The 22,430-nt window shown below is 25.2% G+C and carries 17 protein-coding genes and 2 tRNA genes; 5 read left to right on the top strand and 14 right to left on the bottom strand.

From position 1 onward, the window contains the following. The 5 genes from T380_RS03815 to T380_RS0100935 form a co-directional block, all read right to left on the bottom strand. Positions 1-2,039, bottom strand: a 2,039-nt coding sequence (locus tag T380_RS03815; RefSeq protein ID WP_036436703.1) for a coiled-coil domain-containing protein, incomplete at its 3' end; no start/stop codon positions are given. Between the two features lie 384 nt (positions 2,040-2,423). Then, positions 2,424-3,605 (bottom strand): restriction endonuclease subunit S, encoded by a 1,182-nt coding sequence (locus tag T380_RS04445; protein ID WP_211246871.1) that lies wholly within the window; start codon positions 3,603-3,605, stop codon positions 2,424-2,426. Then, the gene (locus T380_RS03830) at positions 3,548-5,350 is read right to left on the bottom strand and encodes an HsdM family class I SAM-dependent methyltransferase (RefSeq protein ID WP_245594769.1); all 1,803 of its coding nucleotides are present in this window, start codon (positions 5,348-5,350) and stop codon (positions 3,548-3,550) included. The genes T380_RS04445 and T380_RS03830 overlap by 58 nt, the downstream gene beginning before the upstream one ends. Positions 5,351-5,436: 86 nt before the next feature. Then, positions 5,437-5,634, bottom strand: a complete 198-nt coding sequence (locus tag T380_RS04500; RefSeq protein WP_211246872.1) for a hypothetical protein — start codon at positions 5,632-5,634, stop codon at positions 5,437-5,439. A gap of 632 nt (positions 5,635-6,266) precedes the next feature. Then, entirely contained in the window at positions 6,267-7,961 is a 1,695-nt protein-coding gene (locus T380_RS0100935; RefSeq protein ID WP_027334082.1) for a hypothetical protein, read from the bottom strand. 96 nt (positions 7,962-8,057) lie between these two features. Between T380_RS0100935 and T380_RS0100940 the strand changes: the two genes are divergently transcribed. The 5 genes from T380_RS0100940 to T380_RS0100960 are packed head-to-tail and all read left to right on the top strand — an operon-like array spanning position 8,058 to position 13,295. Next, positions 8,058-9,884: an ABC transporter permease gene (locus T380_RS0100940; RefSeq protein WP_027334083.1), complete on the top strand. Its 1,827-nt coding sequence runs from the start codon at positions 8,058-8,060 to the stop codon at positions 9,882-9,884. Beyond that, positions 9,884-10,591 carry an ABC transporter ATP-binding protein gene (locus tag T380_RS0100945; RefSeq protein ID WP_027334084.1) on the top strand — a complete coding sequence of 236 codons (708 nt, stop codon included), beginning with the start codon at positions 9,884-9,886 and terminating at the stop codon, positions 10,589-10,591. The genes T380_RS0100940 and T380_RS0100945 overlap by 1 nt, the downstream gene beginning before the upstream one ends. Beyond that, positions 10,563-11,600, top strand: a complete 1,038-nt coding sequence (locus tag T380_RS0100950; RefSeq protein ID WP_156930187.1) for an aromatic motif membrane protein — start codon at positions 10,563-10,565, stop codon at positions 11,598-11,600. The genes T380_RS0100945 and T380_RS0100950 overlap by 29 nt, the downstream gene beginning before the upstream one ends. Continuing rightward, positions 11,590-12,432, top strand: a complete 843-nt coding sequence (locus T380_RS0100955) for an aromatic motif membrane protein (RefSeq protein ID WP_027334086.1) — start codon at positions 11,590-11,592, stop codon at positions 12,430-12,432. Before T380_RS0100950 ends, T380_RS0100955 begins: the two co-directional genes overlap by 11 nt. Before the next feature lie 11 nt (positions 12,433-12,443). Beyond that, entirely contained in the window at positions 12,444-13,295 is an 852-nt protein-coding gene (locus T380_RS0100960; RefSeq protein WP_027334087.1) for an aromatic motif membrane protein, read from the top strand. A 24-nt stretch (positions 13,296-13,319) separates the two neighbouring features. Here the strand turns inward: T380_RS0100960 and T380_RS0100965 are convergent, their stop codons facing one another. From T380_RS0100965 to phoU, 9 genes are all read right to left on the bottom strand, one after another. Next, positions 13,320-13,616 (bottom strand): MMB_0454 family protein, encoded by a 297-nt coding sequence (locus T380_RS0100965; protein ID WP_027334088.1) that lies wholly within the window; start codon positions 13,614-13,616, stop codon positions 13,320-13,322. Then, positions 13,616-14,176, bottom strand: coding sequence for an elongation factor P (gene efp, locus T380_RS0100970; protein WP_027334089.1), 561 nt, complete (start codon positions 14,174-14,176; stop codon positions 13,616-13,618). The genes T380_RS0100965 and efp overlap by 1 nt, the downstream gene beginning before the upstream one ends. A gap of 8 nt (positions 14,177-14,184) precedes the next feature. Beyond that, positions 14,185-16,851, bottom strand: coding sequence for a cation-translocating P-type ATPase (locus tag T380_RS0100975; RefSeq protein WP_051599941.1), 2,667 nt, complete (start codon positions 16,849-16,851; stop codon positions 14,185-14,187). Positions 16,852-16,889: 38 nt separating this feature from the next. Continuing rightward, on the bottom strand, positions 16,890-17,441 hold the full coding sequence (locus tag T380_RS0100980; RefSeq protein ID WP_027334091.1) for a hypothetical protein: 552 nt from the start codon (positions 17,439-17,441) through the stop codon (positions 16,890-16,892). Positions 17,442-17,513: 72 nt separating this feature from the next. Continuing rightward, a complete protein-coding gene (locus tag T380_RS0100985) occupies positions 17,514-19,778 on the bottom strand; it encodes an ABC transporter permease subunit (protein ID WP_027334092.1) in 2,265 nt (754 codons plus the stop codon). Continuing rightward, entirely contained in the window at positions 19,765-21,366 is a 1,602-nt protein-coding gene (locus tag T380_RS0100990) for a sugar ABC transporter ATP-binding protein (protein ID WP_211246873.1), read from the bottom strand. Before T380_RS0100990 ends, T380_RS0100985 begins: the two co-directional genes overlap by 14 nt. Before the next feature lie 119 nt (positions 21,367-21,485). Next, a tRNA-Lys gene (locus T380_RS0100995) sits at positions 21,486-21,561 on the bottom strand. Positions 21,562-21,566: 5 nt separating this feature from the next. After that, a tRNA-Leu gene (locus T380_RS0101000) sits at positions 21,567-21,652 on the bottom strand. Positions 21,653-21,775: 123 nt separating this feature from the next. Further along, a complete protein-coding gene (phoU, locus tag T380_RS0101005; RefSeq protein WP_027334094.1) occupies positions 21,776-22,429 on the bottom strand; it encodes a phosphate signaling complex protein PhoU in 654 nt (217 codons plus the stop codon). Position 22,430: the final 1 nt, after the last annotated feature.

Here is a 22,430-nt window from a genome sequence, read left to right on the forward strand (position 1 = left end):
AAACTTGAATCATTAACTTTTGTTTTTAAATCACTTAAATAGTTTAAATAATTTGTTTTTGAAGCACTTGTATATTTATCGTAATTTTCGTTTTCTTCAGATTTAATTTTTTCTAGAAGTAAATGTTTAAATGTTGTAGCTTTTGCTAATTCGTCTTGAATTTCTTTTTTCTTAGTTTGAAGATCGCTATTGTTTACATCTGCGGGTACATTATATTCATTTAAATATTTTGTAAGTTTTTCTTTTTCACTAGCGGGAAGTGATTTATTATTTTCTACAGATTTTTTAGAATCTTCAATAAATTTCTTTAATTCGTTAACTTTATTTTCTTCAAGTAACTTTTTCTTTTCATCTATTTCTTTTAGCTTTTGATTATATGTTGTTTCATTGTTTGCAAAATTAGGATCGTTAACTTCTTTTTCTAAATCTTTTAAATAATTAATAAAATTATTTTTTGATACACTTGTATATTTACTATAATCTAGAGCCTTTTCAGACGAAATTCTTGATATTAATTTATCTTTAATATTAAATTGTTTTATGTAATTATCTAATTGAATAATTTTTTTATTATAATCATCTCTCGTTATATCCTTCGATACATCTTGTTTTTCTAAATAATCTATAATAATTGTCTTATCACTTGTTAAATAATTATCAGATACATTTACTTTATCTTTTAATTCATTTATTTTATTTTTTAAGACATCATTGTTTTTGATAAATACTGTCTTTTTCAATGTGTTAATAGAATCAATTTTATCTTTTAATTGCAACGAAGTAATACCATCACCTAATTTATTTTCGTCTTTTAATTTATTTAATAAATTTTTTAATTCATCAGATTGTGGTTGATATAAATCTCAATTAGTTGTATCATATTTATTAATTTCTCTACTTAAAGCATCTCTATTAGAAACTAAACTGTCAAAAATTCTTTTATTTATTTCTTCAATTTCTTTATCATAATCTGCTTTTGTTATTTCTATTCTAAAAAAGGTTTTTAACTTATTTTTATATTCTTCTATTATTTGCTTAATTATTGTCTTTGATTTATCATATGAATTTTTTGTATAATAATCCTTATTTTCATCTAATGACTTTTCTAATTTGTCAATTTCGTTTAAAATATCATGTTCAACCGTGCTTGAATATGATGTTATTTCATTTATAGCAACTTGTTTGCCAGCATATTTTTTAAAAAGCTTTTCTAATTGACTTTTATATCTAACATCATATGTCTCTGTTGTACCACCTGTATTTAACCGATATATATAACCAGTTTTAGCTCCGTTGCTAAATGTATTCGTTAAACATACATATTCTGACCCATTTCATTTTCAGGCACTTTTATATCATAAATCTTGCAATTGGTCTGAAAAAGGTAATGCAGATTTTTTACCTCCAAAAAAATTTATTTCAACAAAAGTTATTTTGTCATCAACTTTCTTACTAATGTCTGCAACATTTAAAAATCAATAACCAGAATTAGGATCTTTATAAAAATCACTTCTAGTATAATTTATTTTATGAATTAATTTACTTGGCTCTGATGCAGATGTATATGGACTATAAAAAGCAATACCTATTCTATCACATAGATACTTTTCTTCTTTACCGAAATTAATTCTAAACATTTTTAAAAACTTAGATTTTTCTATCTGAAATTGAAAATAATGTTCTTTATCTTGCGCGTCTTCTCATGTTCCATTATTTTCGAATCCAAAATATGTTGAAATTCATGAAGTTTTATCATCGTTATCAAATACATTACCTGGTGTTATTATGTTGTTATCCAAATAATTAGGAAGTTCTATACTCTTCAAAGGACCTGTAATGACTGGAGCAACTGTATCACTTGGCATACCTTTAGTATTATTTATGTTTTTATACTTAGAAAAAATATCCTTTGCACCATCTGTTTGGTTTTCATATTTAATGTCTTTAGTTGCATTAGGAATTCTACTTATTTCTGCGCTTATTAAAATAGCGGGTGATAATGCAAGAGCACTTAAATAAATTAATTTTTTAATTTTCATAATGTTTCCTCCACAAAAATTATATATATATATATATTTTTTTGCAAATTAAAATTTTGTAATACCTATTAAAATTTAATGAACAATAACCACTTTATTTTTCATGATTCAAAATTGTTTTTATTTCATAAATAATGTTATAACATAAAAATTACCTTTATCTTTACTAAATAAATTAAATTAAAAATTTTCAATTTTGTTAAAGAATCAATATTTAACAATTATAAAAGTTGGATTATAACATATGCAAAATCAGAAATCATGTAAAAAATTATTTGTTTAATATCTTGCTAAAGTAAGTGTTGGTTATTTTAAAATAATTAGCATTTAATCTAGCAATTAAGTTGAAAATAAAAAATACTGTTTTTTTGAATAACAATATTTTTATTTTTTTTCTAAAACTTCCTTTGTTTTTTCAATTTTTTTATCCGCAAACAAAACTACTTCTTTAATAACAAGTTTTTTTATAGCTGATATTAAAGTTTCCATATAGGTAAAATCTATTTCACCATTTTTGGTTATGGGGAGTTGGGTTATATCGTTTTTTAAGTTTTCTCTTCGCGGATACCCGCTATATCCACCATATCCCAAATTATTGATTAACGAACCTATAAATAATTTTTGGTTTAAGTTCCAATGTGGCATACACATAATTAAAATATTATTTGCTAAAAGAAATTGCCCTTTATGATAAGTTACTGTTCCACTATATTTGCCTCTTGTTGATATTGTTAAGCTATCTTGAAAAACTTCTCTCTCGTCTGGAATATCAGTTGTATAATATTTTATACCATTATTTACTGTTTTGCCACTTATTACTGGTAAAGAATTTTTTAAGTATTTATTAAATCGATTTATCCATTGTTTATTTTGACCATATACCCATTTATCAACATCAAACAAATCCCCAATTCTAAAATCTTGTCATTTTAAACTTTCAAAATTTTTAATTGCTTTTTCTTCTTCACTAGTTAATTTATAATCATTTAAACCAGTAACCTTTAGATAGGCCTCAAGCTCGGCAAAACGCTGAGCCTCAAGCTCGGCAACAAAGCTTTCCATAAATTCAAAATCGATTTTTCCGTCTTTAGTTATGGGGAGTTGGATATATTCTTTTTTTACCTTATTCCAACCAGATTTATTTCCTCAATTATATTTTGTATATATTTTATTTAAAGACGCAACAATAAAGTGATTTATTTTCTTAATATTTATGTTGTCATCTATAAATCTAAATGCGTAACTATCTTGCAAAACTGTAAAATCATGAGGCTGATAGAATGCTTTTCCAAAGCCATTAGCTGTTGCTGAAAATACATTTTTTAAAATGGTGGCATTTGTTCTTTTTATATATCTCCCTATTTGATTATTTGACAAAACAGCTGTTGTTGAAGGTAAATCACCACTTTCATTATTTATAACTTTGTTGGTTTTAATTTTTTCAAACAAATTCCTAATCTTAAACTCGCCCCACTGAACATTATTTAGCTTTTGTTCCAGTGGGGTATCTATTTTTTTGTAGATTCATCCTCGCTTTCATTTTTTATTAGATTTGAAACTTCCCATGCTAAATAATCAGCTACCGTTTTTTTAAAATCTGCTAAATCTGGTCTCGTGTCAATTGACAGCATTTGATTCCAATCTGCCCCATTTTCTGGATCAATATGTCCCTCATAATATTCTTTTTCTGTAAAAATATTAAGCTTGTCTTTGCCAAACTTCACAAGATTAACAACTTCTTCATATCTGCCTAATGCATTATCTGTATCTTTTAAATTTATGTTTGGTTTCTTTGCTTTTTTCCTATCTCTTCTAGTATAACCATCATTAGAAAACTCAATAAATTTTACTACATCATCTTTTTCATGGGCTTCTCCTACCCTAAAGACATAAATATAGGTCTGTACATTCGATTTGCCAATAAATAAATCTCCCGGCATTTTTATACTTGCTAAAAGTTTTGAATGTTTTAAAATTTTTTTGTTATATGGAATAGCTTGGCCACTTCCAGTACTATTTTGAATAATAACAGCCCCATATCCCTTATCCATCATCGATAATGCTTTTTCTACGAAAATCATCCCATTCCCAGCTTGCGAATATGGAGGATTTAATACAAAAGCAGTAGCGGGAAATTTATCTTCCGTTCTACCAAAGCCATATTTACCGTCAAAGTCTAAAAGGGAATCAGCGTTTATAATATTAGAAGATCCATCCCCCATTAAAATCATATTTAAGACGGCTAACATATAGATATTTGATAGCACCTCAATACCGAGTAACTGCTCAGATTTAATATGTGCTTCTTTTCTTAAATACTCATCGGGAGACTTTATCTTTTCCTTTGCATCTTTTAGCATCTCATTCATAGCAGCGACAAGAAGACCTGCGGAACCTGTTGCGAAGTCCCAAACATAAGAATTCATATTAACTCTTGTTAGTTTTACAAGAAGTTTTGCCACATAAGAAGGAGTTAAGATTACATCATTTAACTTATCTTGAGTAAAGCCAAGCCATGAATACATTTCATTAAATAATTTGCCTGTAAAGTCAGTTGTGAGTCCTATTTTATAATAAATGCCAAGATCATCAACAATCTTTGTAAAAACCCTTTTTAATTGACTTTCTCCATCGACTGGTTTATTTATATTTTCAGCAGTTAAAGTGTTTTGGAGGGTTCTAACAATTAAATCTCTTTTGCTATCAGGTAGATTTTTCTCATTTAAAAAGGCTCTTATCTTTCTTAGAACAATATCACCGTCAGTGTTGCCTTCTTCAATACTGGATTTTAAATCATCTTTCCTAAGGGGGGCGACCTTGTCGGCAACCCCTAGCGTTGCGATAATTGTAGCGGCAACAAGGTAAACTCTATCATTTTCAGACAAACCCTTTTCTTCCTTGTAAATATCGTTATTTAACTTATTAAGGCTTGCTTGAATCTCTTTTTCTTTTTGTTCCCTTAACCTTTCGATTTCTTCTTCACTTAATGATAGTTCTTTAACCTTGGCGATAAAATCATCAAAGTTTGATTTTTTAAGAAAAGAAAAATCAGAAAATTCTCCAACTTTTTGACCAATTCCAAAATTTGATTTAGAAACAAAATAAACACCTATTTCATGTTGAAGTTTTCCCAAATCATCTTTATAGCCAGTCATACCTATAGCAATAACATCAGTATAACTGGTATAATGCAAAATAGCATTAGCATAATGAACGGCACCATTCACTGCATATTCTTTAATGATATTATTATTAGGTTGTTTCTTTTTAACATCATTCTTTACCACTTGCTTTGCCACTTGCTTTGCCACTTGTCCATTTGGATCTAATTTGACAAGTTTATCTTTATACCCTTTATATTCAATTAAAATTGGATAATAATCGGTATTTTTATCTTTTAATAAAAGTTTACAATCTGGTCTATTTCCACCAGTGCCCCCCCCTTAGAAACATAGTTTTCTAGAGCTTTATCAATTTCTGTATTTAAGTTTTCTTGCTCTAATTTGTATTCTAGATTATAACTTTTTAGCCAACCATTACCAAGTTCAGCAATATTAGGTTCTACTGATTGATTTTTTTTCATAATTTTATTCATCCCTTCACTATTTTAATTTTATTGTTAAAAGTGTATTTTTAAAAATTATAAAAGATTTTTCATTTAATAAAAAAAATATAAATTTATAAAGTAAAACGACTTCATTTAATAAAAATAAATATTGTTTTTTAATCTAAATTGATTTCTTAATTTTGGTTAATTTCAATTTATTTTAATATTAATTTAAAAAATAAAATTGTTTTTTTAAAATCAATTAATGTTAACACAAATCCCACATCACTTGAGCATCTTTTGTTTTCAAAACAAGCGATGCGATAAAGTGCCATGGCATTTTTTGCTTCCTTAATTGTTCATTAACCATTAAGGTGTTTATTTATTTTTAATTTAAATAATCTTTTGATACCATTATTTTTGAAACATATATTTTACTTAGGATCTTTTTTCTTTTTAAAGGGTAAAACTAATTGAACTTCATTTAATTATTCTTTTGTGTATTGGGTTCACAAATTTTACTACATGAAAAAGCACTAAATGTAAATTTAACTTTAATGTTGGTAAAACTAATAATAAGTTCTTAGTTTTTTTATTTTTATCCTTTACATTCTTTACATTTTTTAATATTATTTATAGTTTTTTTATTTTGAGCAATATATATCAAATATCAAAATATTTTAAAAAATAAATAATCTATATAAATTTAGAATAAAATAATTTAATTTATCTTCATCATTAAATTTACTTAAATTTGACAAATATTGTTTATTTCTACCATCTTTAATCGATAAATAATTAAATGTGATCTTTCTTTCTTCATCAAAATTAATGATGTCTTTTCTTGAAATATATGTTTTTACTAAATTGTTAATCTTGTTATCAAATCCTTCATCTAATTTAATATTAAATTCTTTTAAGTTGTTATTCATTTCATTATTGACTCTTAGATATAAATTAGATATATTGATATCTGTAACTCCATTCCCTATAAATTTATTATTTGTTTCATTTTTTTTATTTAAAAATGAAACATAATTTTTAGCTATATTAAAATAATCACTATCCTTAATTCCAGCTTGTTTTTTATCCATAAAATTTAATATACACTCTAAAAATAAAATTGTTTCTTCATTATAAAAATAATTATTGATTATTTTTTCTGCTTTTATTAATCCTAAGGAAATTTCATTATTTTCAGATATTAATTTGTTTTTTTCTTCAAAGTTTAAATTATCAGGTATATTTCAAGGACTAAATTCTAATAATGCTTTAATATCTAAATCAAAATTATCTATTTTACTTAAATTTTTAATAAACTCTTTGTTTATATTTAATTTATCCTCACTTTCGGTTGGTATTCATTTTTTATCAATAAATCCATCATTATCCTCATCTCACATTGAATCAATGCCCCCAGTATTTTTAGGGTCTCAAATTTTATTAAATTTATTATTTTTATTTTTAAAAAAATCATCAATTTTCTTTGAAATCTCTCTTTTTTGTTGTTTAACTTCTTCGGAATCATCAGGGTTTATTTTATTTCCTATTTCATCTCAAATTAATAGAAATATATCATTTTCGGGATTTCATTTACCTTCAATAAAATCCACATCAGGTATTCAAAATATATCATTTTTACCATTGTCATCCAAATCACACATTACTTTAAACATATAATTATCTTCTGTTATTAATTTTTTAAATGATCCTTTTAATGCCGCAACAATTTCATTATCAGTAATTAATTTTAATAGCCCCATAACTGGCCTAGTGTATTTGCTTGAAGCTTTTGCTTTTTTAAATGTTAATGTTTCAAAAATATTATTATTTATTTTTAAAATCTCATTATCATGTGTAAGAGCTAGGCCGCAAACATTAATCGTTGAAACAACAAGAGGCATCGATGATATCATGGATAAACCTGCTCCTCCAAGTCTATGAAATAATATTGTTTTATTTTTACTCTTCCTTTTCTTTAATGGTTTTTTTAATATTTTTTTTAAAAATATACCGTATATAATTTCAAATATTATTGTAAAAAATACAAAAATTATAAATAAATAAATTCCGTTTATTAACGGTAAAAAGAACTGTATGAATGACTCATATTCTGTTGCATTAACAAATTTATTTGCTATTTTTGTAGCAATATTTTCCAAAATTGGAAAAGATAAAATAGATAAAATAATAATTAGAGATTGATATAGAAAAAAATATATCGAATAAAAAATACCTCTTATGAAACCAAATAAAAACGCTAACCCTAAGACTAAAATGCAAATACTTATTAAAAATAAATAAGAAAAATTTTCAGGGATAATTTTTCTTCAATAATAAGAAATATCATTACATAAATTTTGAATATTATCCATTTTATTATTATAATTTAAATGATTTTTTATGTTTTAAAGATAATTTTTTATATGATATAATAACTTTGATTTACTTTTAAAAGTGTAGAAAGAAATATGAAAAACAAAAATATAAATTTGATTTCATTCTTTTATAAGTTCTTATTCTTAAAGAAAAACACAATTATAATTCCTCTTTCAATAATTATTTTGAACTTATCTCTATTATCCATATTTTATTTCATTAAAATCGAAGGTAGATTTTTACCAGTAATAACTTATTCATTAATATTTTTAGAATTAATAATTACTATAGTTTATTCCGGTATTAAAAATTTAAACCTATATAACGATTTAGAAAATGAAGGATTAGAAATCATTATTTTTTCAAAACCAATAAAAAGAAACAACATTATACTAGCTAAAATATTAACCTTATCAACTTTAGGGCTTATTTATTCTTTTATTATTTCATTATCAAACTTACTCATTTTAATTAAATTAAACATTATGCCATGGTACTCTTTTTTCGCATATAGCTTTGTAAGTATTTATTTTAGCTTTTTGATTTTCGGAATAATTGTATCACTTTTATCCTTGAAAACCAACAAAGAAATATCACTATCATTACCATTACTTAGTTTTATATCTTTAACATTAACTGGTTCTTTTATTCAATCAAACTCTGTTTCAACAGTAGAAAATATGGCATATTATTTAAATAAAGAATATAAATATACTCATGCTGGAAATATAGCTGATATTGAATCATTTTATTTAAACAATCAAAAGGATAAATTGTATTTAATACCAAACGGATATGATGAGAAATATTTTACAAAAGAACAAAATAAATATTTAAAAGAGTTAAGTCAGGTTACAAAAAACTCGGGAAGAGAATGGCAAATTTTTTCATGATTTAGTATTCCTTACCAATTTGTAGATATATTAAATATAAATAGTGAAAATATTTTTAATTTATTAAGTGGTGAAAAGAGATCAAACCTTGCAAATACTTTTTATTATCCAAATCAAGAAAACATTGCATATTCATATAAAATTTCTAAAGAAAACGATTTGTTTAAACTTAGTGACAAAACAACAACAACCATTATTCCAAACCTTCTTAAAATGAATTCTGTCATAGATAACCAAAAAAATACAGAAATTAATTATGCAAGAGTTGGTTTTAATAATGAAAATGCAATTTTTCCAGAAGATGATGAAAATATGATGTTAAGCCCAGATAACATAATTGGTTCTGTTAAATGAAAATATGTATTTGAACTACTCAATTCAAGTTATTTTAATAAAGAGGCAAATATATTTTTTACTAATTTATTGGAAAAATTAAGCGATTCAAAAGATAATATAAAAACATCGATAAATAATAAAAAAGAAATTTTAAATGCTATTTCGGAATATATAAATAACGAACAAAATAATTTAATGAAAATACAAGATAAAAATGTAACAGTTTTTGATCAAGCCGCAATTTTTGATACTAAATTAATTAAAAACCTAACAGAAAAAAAAGTCTATATTGCAATTGGTCTTATTTATTATGCGTATTTTAATTATCATGATTCTTTTATTCTTAAGGATTTACTAATAAATGAAAAAGAAAGCAAATTAACTCCAAGTTATCAAGTTACCCCATTTATAATAAAAATTAATAATATTAATTATTATTTAGGTGGATTTGATAATTTTCAAGAAAAAAATGTTTATAAAAAAATAAATGATAAAGACAAAATAGTTGTTAGATATGAGGCGGAAGAAAACCCTAATAAAAATTTATTTTGTTTAACTAGAGATGTTTATGTAGTTGAACGAGATAAACATGTTAATGACAAACCAAAATATATTCTTATTTGATTCGTCTTAGGATTAACTTTGATGCTTTTAAGTTATTATGTGTTTAGTAAAAAGGACTATAAATAATGTGTGAAAATATATTGGAAGTTAAAAATTTAACTAAAATTTATAATAAAAAAACTGGCGTTAAAAACATTTCTTTTTCTGTACCTAAGGGGGATTTTCATTCATTTATAGGAGAAAATGGAGCTGGTAAAACAACTACAATCAAATCAATTATTGGTTCATACATAAACTTTTCTGGTGATATCTTTATAAATAAAATAAATAATAAAAAAGCAAATAGCAAAAATATTATCGGTTATGTTCCAGAGGTAGCCAAATTTCCTAAAGAAATAAAAGTTTATGATTATTTAAAATATTTTGCCTTGTTATCAGACATTGATCCACATGAAATTAATAAAAAAATTGATTTTTTATTAGAAAAATTCAAAATATCTGATTTAAAATACAAAAAACCTTACTCTTTTAGCTCAGGGCAAAAGAAAAAAGTTTTGCTTATTCAAGCATTAATTCATGATCCGTTACTAATAATACTTGACGAACCATCAGCAAATTTGGATCCCATTGCTCGTTTTGAACTTTTTGATTTACTGCAAGAAATTAAAAAAAATGGTACTACAATTTTTATTTCATCTCATATATTATCCGAAATAGATAGATACACTGATTCTTTAACATTAATTCATGAAGGGGAAATAAAATATAGTGGAGTGAAATATGATAACCTTGAAAAAATATTCTATGAAAAAATTATCGAAAATAATAATTAGTTCATTATTAATTTCATCTCTTTTTGCATCCTCTTGTGAATTTGAAAAAATAAATAGATACAATGAGAAAGAAACAACTTATTCATATTTAGAACCAGATCCTATTTACAAAAATAACTTTATTCAATCATTATTAAAAATTAATTTTAATGATGATATTAATAAAATAAATTCATATATAAACATTACAAAAGAAACAAAATATCAAAATCTAGAGGAATTATCAAATGCCCTAGTTTGATACTTACCTTTTAGAATCAATTCAATTAATGCGGCAGGAACAGGGCGTCAGAAATTTGCTTTAAATTCACAGAAAATTATTTGTAATACACTAGAAAAAAACTGGTTATGATATCTTGTGAATATTGATAAAATAAGTTTTGTTTTTAATCCTTATGGAAGCAAATATGCTAAAAAAGAAATTAATAAAAAAATTGATGGAAAAATAGTTACATTAACGGATGAATCGCAATTTAAAGAACTTAAGGAAAAGTTTAATAATTCAATTATTTATAATCTTAAAAACAATAATATTAAAACTAATAAAACATTTAAATTGATTGATTTGGGTATAAAAGATGACGAAAATGATATATACAAAAACAAGATTGTTGGTTTTATATTTTATGAGGATAATTTTTATATTAAATATTATCAATTCGATCATGAAAATAAAACAAATTTTATATTTTACCCTCATCTTTATTACATGGAAAAAATTAATTTAGATGTTTTAAAATCAATCGAAAAAAATTTGTGAGACACAAAAAATAGTAAAAAAGATGAATATATTAAATATTTAGTTGATACGGATGATCCAAACGATCCGTTTTATACTCCTGATATTTTAAAGGAAGAAAAGATGAAATACAATGATAAAAACTTTATATCATTGTTTAACGATATATACATAGATATTGAGACAGATATATTTGACAACTATTGATTAAGCAATGACTTAGAACATAAAATATATCGTTTTACATGGAGGTATGTGAATGAAAAATAAAAAAATATTTATTCTAGCACCATTATTTTTGTCATTTTTCATACCTTCATGCACAAACAAAAATAGTGAATATAAATTATCTTCAATAATTTCAAATTCAAAAGATGTAGTTATTAATAAATTAAAAGCAAAAGAAGAATATACAAATGATGTTATCAATAATTTTATAGATTTAGCTTATGGATCTCAAAGTTCTATCGAAAAAGATAAATACATAAAAAGTCAAAAAGAAAATCACGATATTCTTTTAGCTCAAGCAAAAGAATTTTCTGTAGAAATCAAGAAAAATAAAAGAAATTACTTATTTTCTGAAAATTCCTATTTGAAAAAGTACAATGATTGATTTTCTGAAAATTGATTATTCGTGCTTTTAAATATTAATAAGTTTTATGGTGAATTTAAAGAGTTTTATTTCCTAAAATATAATGATGGTATTTTAAATTCAGATAAATATATAGGTGATGTATCAAAAAATAAAGGTACAAATGCTATTTTTCCCGACAAAAATATTAGCGACATTAAAGATTCAAAGGGTGAAAATTCACATATGAGTGATAAAAAATATTATTTCTTCCTTATAAATAAAAGTATATTTCGAATATGTTTTAAAAATGAAAATTTAAACAAAAAAACTGTTATTTTTGAGCCGTTTGTTTGCTCTTTTACAAATAGCGAAGCTGATAAAATTTCATTAACATTAATAGAAACTATATATCATAATGTAGTTTTTCATGGAGAAAAAAATGAATCAGATATAGATATGTTTGAGAAAACAATGGTGGAACACTTAAAATATAATTATCCAACAACTTCTGTTATATTACTAAAATAGAAAGGAATAAAATGAAAAAATATAAAATATTTACTTTAATATCTAGTTTTTTTGCATTTGGATTCCTAAATCTATCAGTTTCATGTCAAACATATAATATTAATTTTAAACATAGCCATAATAACTTTGATGATTTTTGCAAAAACAAGCAAATTAACAAATTATTAAATTTTATATATGATAATGATTCAGACAAAATTAATACCTACATAAAATCACAAAAAACATTAAATAGCTCTAATTATATTAATAAAGTTAAAGAAAATCTATATTTCAATAGCAATTTAATTAATTCGTATCAATATGATGGTCATCAAATAGATATTTTTAAAGAAAAAGTTCCTTACCCTATGCAGAATCCAGAAAGTTATGATAATTTAATATCTGAAAATTGATTATGATATTTATATAATTTGCCAAATTTCAAATTTGTCTATGCTCCCTTGTTTCAAAATGAAGCAAGTGATGAAATATTTAAAAAAACTCAATGATTAAGTCGGAAAATTGGTAGAAAATGTATTCCTACAACGAATAATATTATAGATATAACTTGTTCACAAATTGAAAAAAATAATGATGATTGATGATCAATTGACTTGCTTACTAGTGATGGATATATTATAAATATTGAAAAATTTATCGATAACGATGAAAAAAAGATTAGATTAAAAAGTTATTTATATACCTTTAAAAATCTTTTACTAGAAGAAGAAAACATAAAAAACTTCAATTTAACAAAATATGCACAAACATTCACTGATTTTGAAAACATAGACAATTTAACAACTAAACAAGCTTTGTTTTCTGAAAAATATGGTAGTGATAGATTACAATTTTCATTATATTCGGTAATTGCAAAATAAAAAACATAGAATCACTATGTTTTTTTAATTCAAAATATTTAATTGAATATTTTCAGGTTTTGATGTAATTAGTAATTTAACTATATTTTCTATTCCATTATATAGTTCTTTTACCACAGAACTTACATTATGGTTACCATTAATTCGAAAAGTAACTTTTACCTTTACATTGTTATTGTTTTCGGTTACTTGTACATCAGATGAACCTTCAACTTCTAAGTATTCATATTTTGATAGTAAATGGTCTATTTGTTGTTTAAATACATTAACATGAACTCCATATGCTTGATTTGCGCTATGGTTTCTAACAATATAATACATTACTTAGCCTTACCAACATATTTACCTGTTACAGTAGAAATTGTTATTACATCTTTTTCTTTAATAAACATTGGAGTTTCTAGTTCATATCCTGTTTCAACAGTAACCTTCTTTTGTGGGTTTGTTGTGGTATTTCCTTTTACCGCATCTGGCGCATCGGTTACAACCAAATCTACATTAGGACTTAGTTCAATATCTAAAATTTCTGATTCAAACATTCTTACTAATACACGACTTGATTCTTTTATAAAATTTAGTTCTCATTCAACATGTGATACTGGTATATTAATTTGTTCATATGTTTCTTCATCCATTAAAACAATATTCTCTCCATCGTTGTATAAATAGCTCATATTTTTTTTATCAATTCTAGCTGGTTGAACACGATCTCCGCCAGTAAATGTTTTAATAGTAATGGCACCTGTTCTTAAATTTTTTGCTTTCGCCTTAACATTTGCTTGTCCACGTCCTTGTTTTGAGTGTTGTGCTTCTAAAACAACATATATTTCATTATCGTCTTGAAATGTTACTCCAGGTTTAAATTCGTTTACGTTTATCATAATACTCCTTATTTATTAAATATATACTTATTAATAATACTATAAATTTCAAATGTTAAATAAATACCACCTAAAAATCCAAGAACAATTAAAATTAATGTTTTATCAGTAAATAAATTACTTGTTACCTTGAACACTTCTGCTATATTTGGAACCGCTGCAACAATTAATAACCAAAATAGTGAAAATATAACAGAACCATATACAAGTTTATGTTTAAGAGGATTTGTCATAAAAATAGGTGTATCAGCCATAAGATTTAAACTAGAAATAACTGCTGCAATTCCTAAAATTAAAAACACAACACTTGATCCGTAAAGACACATTTTATTTGTTTGGTTAATTTGTATAGCATAATTAGCAGCCAAATAATAAGCAATTAATGAAACAATTCCTATTAATGCACCTAATCATATAACATCTATCCCCATTCTTCTTGCAAATATACTTTCATTTTTAGGATATGGCTTATTTTTCATATAATCTATATCATTTTTTTGAAGCCCAAGAGCAATAGCTGGGAATCCATGGGTAAATAAATTAATTCATAAAAGTTGTGTTGGACTTAAAATAAAAAAGTCGATATTGTTATTCTTTATTTCATTTTTAAAAATAAGATTAAAAAATAAAAGACCAAAGAATACTAATACAATTTCTGCAACAGATGTAATTAATAAGTTTTTAATTACTGTACGGATAGTTTCATAGATACTTCTCCCATTTTTGACAGCGCTAACGATTGTAGAAAAATTATCATCAACAAGAATCATATCAGCAGCTTCTTTTGAAACCTCGGTGCCAGTAATCCCCATTGCACAACCTATATCCGCAGCTTTTAATGCTGGAGCATCATTAACTCCATCCCCCGTCATTGCCACAACGTTTTTTTGTAATTGTAATAACTTAACTAAACGTATTTTATCCTTAGGGGCAACTCTTGCAAAAACATTACAATGAGACAATTTGGATAATAATTCATCATCGATCATATTATCTAAATCTTTGCCTTCTAGCACAACATCATCTTTAGCAAAAATACCTAATTGTTTTGCTATTGCTTTTGCTGTTATCGCATTATCTCCAGTAATCATGATTGTTCTAATACCAGCTTTTTTACATATATCAATTGCCTCTTTACTTGTAATCCGAAGAGGATCAATCATTCCCACTAAACCCACAAAATCTAAATTATTTTCTAAATCGAATAAATTTATTGATTCAAGACTTTTAATAGTTGTATTATCCAATTTTTTATATGCGATAGCCAATGTTCTTAGCGCATTATTCGCTCATTTTTCAATAATTTCATATTCATTTTTATAAGATTCGTTGTTTTTACATTTTTTTAATAAAACTTCAGGTGCACCTTTTGTTATTAAATAATAATTTCCATCAATTAAATTAATACTTGACATCAATTTACGAGTTGAGTCAAACGGAATAACTTTAATTCTTTTATATTTATTATCAAGCTCATGTTTAGTTTTATATAAATTTAAATCAAGTGATTTTTGAATAATGGCTATTTCAGTTGGATCGCCAACAAAATGCGTTTCATTATTCGATACATTAATATGTGCATCACTCGCTAAAGAACCATATATTAATAATTTATTAATGTCATTATCTTTGTACAAATAATGTTCAACTATTGTCATTTTATTTTGTGTTAATGTGCCTGTTTTATCAGAACAAATTACTGATGTCGATCCCAAAGTTTCAACAGCCATTAATGACTTAACAATAGCTTTTTGCTTTGCCATATTTTGAACACTAAGAGCTAAAATTATAGTTGTAAATGTAACCAACCCTTCAGGTATTGCTGCAACAGCTAATGAGATAGCATTAATTATATTTGTTGTTCAAATTGCACTATTATTTAAAGAAATTCCATTTATTGTTTGAAATAGTATTTGAATAAGCACTGTTAAAACAAAAAGAGTTAATCCAAAATATCCAAAAATTTTACCTAATTTATTTATTTTATATTGTAAAGGAGTTGTAGTTGTTTCTTGCTTATTAATCATTGATGAAATTTTACCTATTTCAGTATCCATCCCAATTTGAGTAACTATAAATTCTGCGCTACCAGTGGCAACCAGAGTTGAAGAAAAAACTTTAAAAAATTGCTCTGCAAGTGGTAATTTATCATTAATTTCTTTACTTACTTTTTTGCTAATAGCTTCAGATTCACCAGTTAATGACGTTTCAATAACTTTAAGTTCGCTCGCAGATAATAAAATTCCATCTGCAGGAACTATATCTCCTGATTCAATTAAAACAATATCGCCTACCGTTAGTTCTTTACTATCAATATTTTGCACTATATTATCTCGATACACTTTTACTTTAAGTGGATTAAGTTTTGATAAAGCTTGAACAGCTTGCGACGATTTAATTTCTTGAATTAATCCAATAAGAGCATTAATTATAATAACCAATAATATAATTCCTGCCTCGACAAATTTGATAATATCAAATTTATTAGTAATTGCATCGTATATTGCCATCGATAATGAAAATACCGTAGCAATTATCAACATTATTACCATCAAATCTTTAAATTGTTCCAAAAAAATTAGAAATTTGTTTTTTTGTTTTTTTTCTTTTAATTTATTAAGCCCATATTTTTTTTGTAACTCATTGGCTTTATTTGTTGTTAAACCTTTAATCATATTCCAATTATAATAAAAAACCTGCATTAGCAAGTTTTTTAAATACCCGCCTTACAAAAAATTAATCCTGTAAAATTTAATCCAAATGAAATAGGAACACTTAATTTCAAGAATCATAAAACACCATCTGAATAATTTATCTTTCCTGTAAAATTTAAAATCAAAATCACAAAAAAACTAATCATAAGTAATCAACCTAATAATAATAAAGGCGCTCCTAATCAACGATTTTTAAAAAATCCAAATATTATTTTTATCAAGAATAGAATTACATATCATGCTAAAAATACAATTGCAAGCAACCCCAAGCAAAAACCAAGTGACATTAGGATGCATGTTGTAACATCTGCTGATGCCGCATTTTTTATTGAGTCAATAATTTCATTAAACTTTTTAGTCATCGATGGTAACTCATCTAATGCAAGAATATTAATTGTATTTATTTCAGTTTCTGGTAATTTGCCTAAAAATGTGTTACTAAAATTTACGAAAAATCAATAAATAATAGGCGCAAGAAATAATACCAAAAATATTAAAACAGTTAAAGAACCGCCAATAGACATTTTAAGTTTTTGCTTTCCCTCTGACATATATCTCCTAAAATAATTTTATAACATAAATTATACAACAATCTAGATATTAAAAAAACAAGAAACTTGTTTTTAACCTATCTTACGATTATTAAATACATCAATACCAACAGCACTTATTAATATAATACCTTTAATTATATATTGATATGCATTTGATACTTGAAGTAAATTAAGCGAGTTATTTATAACAGACATTATAAAACCACCAATAATAGTTCCTATAACATTACCAGTACCACCACTCGCGCTAGCTCCACCAACATACACGGCAGCTATAACATCTAATTCTTGTCCTATACCAGTACTTGCTGGTATAACACCTTGAGAACCAGCATAAGTAAATCCGGCTAATCCCATCATTAATCCGATAGTTAAATAAATATAAAATGTTGTTCTTTTTGGATTAATACCCGAAAGTTGGGCAGCCACCCTATTGCCACCAATGGCATATACTTTTCTACCAAATGATGTATTTTTTGTAATAATAAACATAATAATTATTGCTACAAATATAAATACAATAAATCATCTTGTGCCATTTGTATTTCTTGCAAAAATAAGACCAAATACAATAATGACCAAACTAATAAATAATGTTTTTATTGTGAATGTTAATGGCTTATCAACTAAAAGATTATATTTTTCAGCTTTTCTTCTTGAAACAATGCATAAAATTGCGGCAAATATGCTAAATAATATAAATGCTAAAAATATAAATAGAAAGAATGGTTCTGATTTAGTTCCTATATTAACATCTGGTATTTTCTTTTGTAAGAATCTAAGAGAATCTTCATTAGATAAGTTAGAAGGCAATCCGCTAGAAATTAATAACATCAACCCATTAATAATAAGTGTTGTACCTAAAGTTGTAACGAATGCTGGTATTTTTAAATATCCAATTATAAACCCATTAAAAATACCAATAAGAGCACCAATAGATAATGAACATAAAAGAACAAATACATCCTTTCCTGGCAAATCCTGTAAATATTCATTATTTATTTTTATAGTTAAATATGCCACCATACCATACGCGACTCCAGCACTTAAATCAATGTATCCAGCAATAATAACAAGTAACATACCCATTGATATAATAAAGACAAAGCTATTATATTTAAAGTTATTAATTATTTGAACTGGTTTTAAAACAGAGAAATCACTTAGAAAACCAAAAACCAATAAAAGGATAACCATTATATAGAACATAGAAAATTTTCTAAAATTTGAAGAAAATCTTTTTAAGTAAAAACTTATTGAGTTACCAAATAAATGATTTGCATATAAGTCATCAATAGCTACCTTTAATTTTTTTAATGGTTTAATTGGCATTATAATTTGTTTTCTTGCGTTTAAATCATCATTTTCTTTCTTTTTATTTAATTCAAGTTTTTCATGTTTTAAATCATAAATTGCATTAAAATCCATTTTTTTCAAGTTTGCAAGTAAGTTATTTCATTTACGTTGTAATTGAACTGAATTAATAGAAATTTCATCTATTAATTTATTTGCTTTTTCACTTGAAATAGCATAAATATCTCTTTTGTATTCAATATTTTTAATTTTCTTTTCTGTGTTAGCTTGAATTTCAGATATTTTCTTTTCATATTTAGCTTTTAATTTTTGATATCTTAATTCAGCACGATTATTTATTGCTGATATTTTTTCGTTATATATATCTTGAGGTTTGTTTTTTTGTCCGTATTTAATTTGAACATTTTGTATTTCTCTTAAATTTTTATCAATAAGTTCATTTATTCTATCAACATTTTTATAATAAATATCTTCATATTCTTTTGTTTTTTGTTCTAATAACTTGTTATATTTGTCATTAATAATTGTAATATCATGTTCTAAAACCGGAATTGATTTTAATTCTTCATCATTTAAATTATCTTTTACTTTATTTAAATACCTAAGTTGTGATTTTTTAGTTAATAATTTATTTTGCAATGGATACATTTTATCTAATCCATAGGCATTAGAAAATAATTCTTTATTATTTTTTAAGAAATTCAAATCATCTTTTAGTATCACATCTAATGTTTTATGAAAATTAATATATGGAGTTACCCCCGATACTGAACTTAACTCTTTTTTTAATTTTAGTTTGGCTTCTAAAATATTGTATTTTTTATTGATTTTATTTTCTTTTTTAAGCATTTTAACCTTACGCAACTTATTATTGGTTTCAGTTAAAAATGTATTTTTTTCAATTAGTAATTCTTGCTTAATTTCTCTTAATGCATCTTTTTTAGTCTTTTTTAATTCTTCTTGTTTTCTTTTTATCAAGTTTTTTTCTTTTAATGTTTCAAAATTATTAATTTGTGACATTTGCTCCTCCTTCTTTATTTTGTGTACCAATAGAAATTTGCATAATTTTTTCACTAGTTGCTTCTATTGTTGGTAATTCGCCTTTAATTACACCGTGTGACATTACAAAAATACGATCTGTAATTCCAAGCAATTCTTCAATTTCGCTAGAGATAACCACTACTCCTTTACCAGCTTCGCTCATATTAAAAAGTAGTTTATATATTTCGTATTTTGAACCTACATCAATTCCTTTTGTTGGTTCATCAACAATTAATACATCAAACTCTGTCGATAATGACTTAGCAAGCAACACTTTTTGTTGATTTCCACCCGATAATGTATTTACTGGGTAAAAAATATCTGGTACCTTGATATTAACTTGATATTTACGCTTAACAGAATTATCAATTTCTTTGTTTTTATTTAAAAAACCAAATTTATTATAAATATGACCAGCTGATTGATTTATATTTGTATGAACAGAAAACATTTGAATTAAACCTTCATTTTTTCTATCTTCTGACGCATATGCCAGTCCATTTTTCAATGCTTGAGAAATATTTTTAAAATCAACTGTTTTTCCATTTAACTTCATTGTTCCGTGTTTTTTAACACCATATGCGTTACCAAAAATAGATTTTGCCAGTTCTGACCTGCCAGAACCCACAAGTCCACTTATACCAACAATTTCTCCTCTTCTAACATTGAATGAAGCATTTTTTACTCGCATAAAACCACTAATCTTAGGATCTTCAACAGCTCATTCATTTACTTCTAAAATAATATCCCCAATTTCTCGATTTGTAGGTTTTGATGGAAATTTACTACCTAATTCTCTTCCAACAATATCTTTAATTAACCTATCTTCACTAATTGGTTCATCGAGTGAATTTTCATAATCGGAAATATGACTTCCATCGCGAATAATAGTAATATCATCAGATACATAAGCAACTTCTTTTAATTTATGTGACACAAATATACTTGTTATCCCATTTTCATCTCTAAGCTTTTTAACTATATCTAATAATGCGTAACTATCCGAATCATTCAACGATGATGTAGGTTCATCTAAGATTAATAATCTTGCTTGCTTGGATAGAGCTTTTGCTATTTCTAGTAATTGTTGTTGAGCTATAGATAACATACCAGCTTTTGTTAATGGATCAATTTTTAAGCCTACCATATACATGTAATATTTTGCTTGCTTAAGCATTTCTGTTCAATTTAAAAAACCAAATTTATTTTTTATATATCTACCAACAAACATATTTTCATATGCGCTTAATTCGGGAGAAATTGCTAGCTCCTGATGAATAATTGCAATCCCGGCTTTTTCTGAATCTTTTAAATTAGAAAAATTTGTTTCAATACCTTCAAATACAACACTTCCGGAAAACTTATTATTAGGAATAACCCCAGAAATAATTTTTAAAAGAGTTGATTTTCCGGCTCCATTTTCTCCTACTAAACCTAATATTTTCCCTTTTTTTACCTTAAAAGAAACATTGTTTAGAGCAACTACACCAGGATATGTTTTTGTAACTTTATTAAGTTCAAGAATATATCTTTCTTTTTCCACATTGCCTTTCTTATATATTAACATTTATATTTTATATAAACTAACATTTATACATATTAAAAATATAAATTAAGATATGGAACAAAACCACTTTAAAACAAAAAACACACTAAAAAGTGTGTTTTTTGCGGACATATTTGAAATGGTACGTCTTAGAGGATTCGAACCTCTGACCCAATGGTTAAAAGCCATTTGCTCTACCTTCTGAGCTAAAGACGCATATATGGTGCCTAAGACTGGACTTGAACCAGCACAGAGTTGCCTCCGAGGGATTTTAAGTCCCTTGCGTCTACCATTCCGCCACTTAGGCTAGTAGCCAATTTATTATACAAAAAAAATAAAAAAAATATTATTTTTTTATAAAAATATTTATATTTTTAAAACATCAAAAAATTAAAAATATCAGTAAATATTGTATATTTTAAAAGAAAATTTATAATTTTGCGTGTTTTCCATTTATTATATAATATAATGACTCACAAATATTAACTATATGATCCCCAGCTCTTTCCAAACTGTTTGCCAAATTAATTAAATAAACCCTCTCACTAATTTCTGCTTCTGTATGTTGTTTTTTAGAAAAAGATGCAATTAATTCCTTGTTTACCTCTAATGTTTTAAGGTCAACGACTTCATCATCTCCAACAAGTTTTATAATAAGTTCATTATTTTCTTTTTCAATATTTTCGCAAAGCGATCTTAACATTTTAAGAACTGCATCATATATATCTCTAATTCTTCTTACACTACTTGCACTTGGTTTTTTAACATTCAATACAAAACGCCCAATATGTTTTGCATAATCACCAATTCTTTCTAATTCTTTAACAATGATTAAGTATGAGACAGCTCTACGTAAATATTTTGCTAATGGTTCTTTTGTTAATACAAAACTAATATCATTTTTAATTGATTCCATTTCATTATCAATTTTTATATCGTCATCTACAACAATTTGCGCTAATTCTTGATCATTTTCAACTAATGAACAATATGCTTTTTCATGTTGATATAAAACAGTATTGGTAAGATCTATTAGTCTTTTTTTTATTTTTAAAATTTCATTTGTAATAATTGAATTCGACATA

This window comes from Mycoplasma elephantis ATCC 51980 (assembly GCF_000687815.1).
GTDB lineage: Bacteria > Bacillota_I > Bacilli_A > Mycoplasmatales > Metamycoplasmataceae > Mycoplasma_H > Mycoplasma_H elephantis.